We start from the raw sequence: 5,226 nt of genomic DNA on the forward strand, positions 1-5,226 counted from the left end.
ACACAGCCTTGACTCGGGGGAGTGGCGGACACTACGGCGCTACCTGCGGTGAAGGCGCTACGCAGGCCGCAGACATTGCCGGTCCGTACGCCTCGCCCTCCGCGGAGGGCGACGTACCCCGGACGGGGAGCGCGCCAGGTGGGGCCGTGATGGTTTGCCGCCGGGCTGCGTCGTTCCTCACTGAACGGCAGCGGGCATTGCTGGCTGGGGCGGCTGTGCCCCGAGGGAACGAACCTCCGTTCCAGCGGCGGATGCCCGGAAAGCGCCCACCGTCCTCACGAGCAGTTCGAAGACCATCCGGCAGTGTGAGACGAAACCGCGGTCGTCGGTCCCCGGCCGACTCGGCGATGAGGTCCGGGATGTGCGCCGGTGCGCCCTGTAACGAGGCGCTTGGCCCAGGCACGCTCGACAGCCCAGCCGGCAGCGGGCAGCCTGTCTACCGGCGATATCGGCGCGTCCAGGTCCGCCGTGCGCGTGCACCCGTTCCGATCGCTTCGTCGTCCGGCACCGTGGGGGCGGACGCCGCGTCGCGGTGGGGCTGCGTGAAGTCGACGGTCACGGTTCGCCGTAGAGCCCGGTCAACTCGGTGACGGCACGTGCCATCTCCGCACGGGCCTCGGGAGGGCCGAGGATCTGGATGTCGGTGCCGAATTGCAGCAGGTGGCGGACCGCTTCGACCACGGGGTAGGTCACCTCCACTCGCAGCCACTCGTCGGTGTCCGCCTCGGCGGCGGGTGCTCCGGTGAAGTAGCTGCCGGCGATTCGGGTCACCATGTCCAGCCGCTCGCGGCGCAGCCGCACGGTGACCCGGACGCCGGTCGTGCGGTCTTCCACCCCGCGTCGAAGGGCGTGCCAGACCTGGGCCAGCTCCACACCGGGGCGACGTTTTGCTGCGGTCTCGAGGACGCGGACCTGCGTCAGCCGATCGGTGCGGAAAAGCCGGGGCCTGCTTCGATGGTCGGCGATCAAGTACCAGGTACCGGCTTTTGCCACCAGGCCGTACGGGTCGACGGTGTAGTCGTGCAGCGTGCTACGGCCGCTGTGGCGGTAGCGGATGTGCAGCCGGCGGTCGCTGAGGACCGCGGCGTACAGCGCCTCCAGGTCCGTGTCGGAGCGGGGTGCGGCATGCCAGCGCTCCGGGTCGACCAGGATGCGGCGGCTGGTCAGTTCGGCCGCCGGGCGGTGGGGTGCGGGCAGTGCGGCCATCACCTTGCGCAGCGCGGAGCCGAGGGCGTGGTCCAGGCCGAGAGCCGCGTGTGCGCTTTGGGACGCCAGCACGAACAGTGCGCGCGCCTCGTCGGTCGTCAGGCCGGTGACGTCGGTGCGGAAGCCGGGGAGTAGCCCGATGCCCCCGTCCTTGCCGCGCTCCGCGTACACCGGAACACCGGCCGACGACAGTGCTTCGATGTCGCGGTAGATGGTGCGTTGCGACACCTCCAGGCGCTCGGCCAGCTCCTTCGCCGGGACCAGGCCACGGTGCTGGAGCAGCAGCACGATCGAGAGAAGGCGGTTGAATTTCACCCCTGCAGAATATGACGGCAGGTGTCATATATGCGTCGCACGATTGCTCCCGCTGACACCGACGAAGGAGCAGGACTGTGGAACGCACCGACTTCGATTTCCTGGCCGCCCGTAGCAAAGGGCCCGTGCTGTTGCCCGGTCAGGAGGGTTACGACGAGGAACGCACGGGATTCAACCTGGCCGCGCGGCACCGTCCGGAGGTGATCGTGGGGGCCGCGCGGCCCGACGACGTGGCGGCGGCCGTCGCCTTCGCCGTCGCACGTGGCCTGCCGGTCGCCGTGCAGAACACCGGGCACGGCTTCTCGGTGCCCGCCGAGGGCGGTCTGCTCGTCACCACCCGGCGCATGACCACGGTCCGTGTCGACCCGGCCGCGCGAAGCGCGTACGTCGAGGCCGGCGTCCGCTTCGAGCAGCTCGTTCCCGAGGCGGCGCGGCACGGACTCGCGCCGCTGAACGGCTCCGCCCCGCACGTGGGCGTCGTCTCCTACACCTTGGGCGGCGGTCTCCCGCTGCTCGGACGCACCCATGGCTGGGCGGCCGACCGGGTACTGGCCATGGACGTGGTGACCGCCGACGGCGAGCGGCGCCATGTGACCCCCGAGGCCGAGCCGGACCTGTACTGGGCCCTGCTGGGCGGACGGGACAACTTCGGCATCGTCACGGGCATGGAGTTCGGCCTGGTCCCGGTGGTCCGGCTCTACGGCGGCGGCCTCTTCTACGACGCCGAGCAGGTGCCCGGCCTCCTGGAGGCGTACGCGGGGTGGACCACCACGGTGCCGGACGAGATGAACTCGTCGGTGGCACTGATCCCCTTCCCGGATGATCCGCAGGTTCCAGAACCGATGCGAGGACGCCGCGTCTGGCATGTGCGGATCGCCTTCACCGGCTCCGCCGAGGACGGTACCCGTCTGGTCGAACCGCTCCGCCGGCTCGGCCCCCGGCTGCTGGAGAACCTGCGCGACATGCCCTACGAGCACAACGCCGACATCCACGACGACCCTCCGGTCCCGATGCCGTGGGCCGCCGACAACATCTTCCTGGCCGATCCCGACGGGGGAACGGTCCGTACGCTCCTCAAGCACATCAGCGACGAGGCGGCGCCGCCCGCGATCGTGGAAGTGCGCCACCTGGGCGGCGCCCTGTCCCGTCGGCCCGCGCACCCGAACGCCGTCGGCCGACGCGACGCGCCTTTCATGCTGGCGGTCCTCGTGCCTCTGGCGACCGACTCGGCGGCCGATGCGCACGCGTTCGCATTCCTCCGGCACCTGTTCGAGGAGCTGGATCCTTGGACCGCCGGCCGGTTCCTCAACTTCATGGGCCACGGCGCCGCAGCCGACCAGGAACGGACCCGCACCGCCTACACCCCGGACGACCACAAGCGACTGACCGCGCTGAAGGCTGCGTACGACCCAGGAAACATCTTCCGGCTCAACTACAACATCGCGCCGGGTACCGGCGCATGACGCCGACTCCAGGACGCCTCGATGACACCGTCATCCGCGCCGGCACCAGGGCATTGTCCCGTCCGCCGGTGGATGCCCGGCTCCGTCGCATCCTCGCCCTGGACGCAACCGGGATGATCCTCTTCGGGCTGGCCTACCTTGTTGCCCGCGTGCCTCTCGCCCGGCTCCTCGGGGTCGGTGACACGCTGGTGATCACCATCGGCGGCCTGATGCTGACGATCGGCACGGGCGTCGCGCTTCTGGCCCTTCGTACCCGTCCACCGTCCGCGTGCGTGCTGTCCGTGATCGTGATCGGGGCGGCGTGGGTGGCGGCGAGCATCGCCTCACTCGCCCTCGACTGGTGGGACACCACCACCGTCGGCACGGTGTGGATCACCCTGCAGGCCGTGCCCGTCTCGCTGCTCTCCATCGTCCAATTCGCCGCACTGCGCGCCAGGACCCGACGCCCTGCTCGCCCCTGGGGTTCCCTGTGACCACTCACACCCGGCCCGCCAACGTGCCGGGCACCGCCGTGACCTTCATCAACGTCTTCGAGATATCCGCTGATCACCTCGACGCGTTCATCACCGAGTGGGAACAGCGTGCCGCTCTCATGAGCACCAAGCCCGGCTTCATCGACTCCCGGCTGCACCGTGCCCACCGCTCGACGACCCGGTTCCAGCTCGTCAACGTGTCTCACTGGGCCAGCAGGGAGGCGTGGGAGGCGGGCACGGCGGACCCCGAATTCCGCGAGCGTACTCGAGCCGTACAGCAGGACTCGCGGGTGCCGGTCACATCCAGCCGGGGACTGTACGACGTCGCCGCGGAGTTCTCCGCAGACCGCGGTGAGCCGTAACAAGCAGTACTCGTTCAGCCAGCCCAATTGCGATTCCACTCAGGTCGAGCCCCCACCCCCCCACCGCCGGCTGAAGGGGTCCAGGGTCCGTCTTCAAGCGGATCTTGCCCAGAGCAGAAATGCTGCGAGCGGGACCGTCGCTTCGTAGGAAGTGGCGGTCCTTTCTGTATCCGGTGGCGATGCCGCGGGAGCCCTTGAGCCGGTTGAAGCAGCGCTCGATCACGTTGCCCCGCCGGGAGGTCCCTCGATCGAAGCCTGGCGGCCGGCCGTGCACGACTCCAGCACCGACGAAGCGATCCGCTGAGGCACAACAATGACGGGAGGCGAACATCCGCCCCCGAGAGGCGAGGGACCGGCTGGCTGCCGTAGCCGCCGTCCGGCTGAGATGCTCCTGCCCCAGCCGCCCTGTGACGCGACGGTCAGCTGGAACAGCACCTATCCCGGCTTGTCGCTCGCCACAGCCTCGACCGCCCTTCCCCGCGGCCCGTGGCGGAGCGTGGTGAGGGGGCAGGCCAGCGTGGCGGAGCACTGTGGCCAGGCATAGCGCATGCTGACCGATACCTATGGCCGGCCGGGGCGCGGCGGCCTGCCACACGGTTTGCGTGCCGCCTGACCCAGCCGTCGCATTCAAGCCAAGAAGCATGCAATTGCACACCGAGGCGCAGGCAGCAGCGTAGCGTTCTTCGCGAAGAGGAACGACGGGCGCGGGGAGCGTGCGCATGGCCATCGACTGGGACGCCTACCCGTACGGTGCCCATTACGCCGCCTACCTGGACCATCTCATGCGCTGCACCGAATGCGGCCACACACGCTGCGCAGTGGGCGCAGACCTGTGCACCCGCTACCTTGCTACCGTCGGACGCCCGGACACGTACGGGGCGGACCGCTTTGGCCCGCACGGCGAGGAAGTGCCGCACTGAACATCCCGGACCGGTCCGCCACACAGACGAGACGTAGCGGACGGGCGCGCAGCGCACAGAGCGAGCGGGGTGTGAAAGGCATCAGCCATGACCTGGAGGCTGCCGCACCCCATGTTCATCAACCTGTGCCGAGCCCTAGCTTGCGAGCCGACGCCGTCACAGAACCGTACCGGTGCTCTGGGACAGGTTGGCCGATCTCTAGGCGAGCGGCTCCAGCTTCCTATCTGTTGAACAACGTGTCTCCGTATGGGTCCACCCAGTCGGCCTCGCCCGAGCCATGCTGGTCAAGGCCGCTCAGCTCGCACTCCAACGCCTCACCGTGCTCATACGAACCTCGCAGCAAGGTGTCCCCGTGTCCCCTGCCCAATTCGAACCGGTCTGGCACCGGGCGGGGCGGGAGACTGGGCGCATCTTGGGGGAGACGCTGTGCGGAAGCGGCTGCCGGTTGCAGAGTGGTGGGGAGATTTGTGGAGCGAGGCAGGAGTTG

General features: G+C 69.3%; 5 protein-coding genes. 4 read left to right on the forward strand and 1 reads right to left on the reverse strand.

Features of this window, described 5'->3' with window-relative positions; translation table 11 throughout:
• Positions 1–555: 555 nt before the first annotated feature.
• Complete coding sequence (locus RIF68_RS26645; RefSeq protein WP_289912966.1) at positions 556–1,521, reverse strand: YafY family protein; 966 nt, start codon at positions 1,519–1,521, stop codon at positions 556–558.
• A 77-nt stretch (positions 1,522–1,598) separates the two neighbouring features.
• Here RIF68_RS26645 and RIF68_RS26650 point away from each other — a divergent pair, with 77 nt between their 5' ends.
• The 4 genes from RIF68_RS26650 to RIF68_RS26665 all read left to right on the forward strand — a co-directional run bounded on the left by RIF68_RS26650 (position 1,599) and on the right by RIF68_RS26665 (position 4,739).
• A complete protein-coding gene (locus RIF68_RS26650) occupies positions 1,599–2,984 on the forward strand; it encodes an FAD-binding oxidoreductase (RefSeq protein WP_309053845.1) in 1,386 nt (461 codons plus the stop codon).
• Positions 2,985–3,052: 68 nt separating this feature from the next.
• On the forward strand, positions 3,053–3,457 hold the full coding sequence (locus RIF68_RS26655) for a hypothetical protein (protein WP_309053846.1): 405 nt from the start codon (positions 3,053–3,055) through the stop codon (positions 3,455–3,457).
• Complete coding sequence (locus RIF68_RS26660) at positions 3,454–3,819, forward strand: antibiotic biosynthesis monooxygenase family protein (protein ID WP_309053847.1); 366 nt, start codon at positions 3,454–3,456, stop codon at positions 3,817–3,819. The genes RIF68_RS26655 and RIF68_RS26660 overlap by 4 nt, the downstream gene beginning before the upstream one ends.
• A gap of 719 nt (positions 3,820–4,538) precedes the next feature.
• A complete protein-coding gene (locus RIF68_RS26665; RefSeq protein WP_309053848.1) occupies positions 4,539–4,739 on the forward strand; it encodes a hypothetical protein in 201 nt (66 codons plus the stop codon).
• The last annotated feature ends 487 nt before the right edge of the window (positions 4,740–5,226 follow it).

The sequence above is a fragment of the Streptomyces sp. genome (assembly GCF_031178505.1).
Lineage (GTDB): Bacteria > Actinomycetota > Actinomycetes > Streptomycetales > Streptomycetaceae > Streptomyces > Streptomyces gulbargensis.

Coding starts and splice junctions, on each gene's coding strand:
- RIF68_RS26665 (WP_309053848.1), top strand. CDS start 4,539: ATGGCCATCGACTGGGACGCCTACCCGTACGGTGCCCATTACGCCGCC.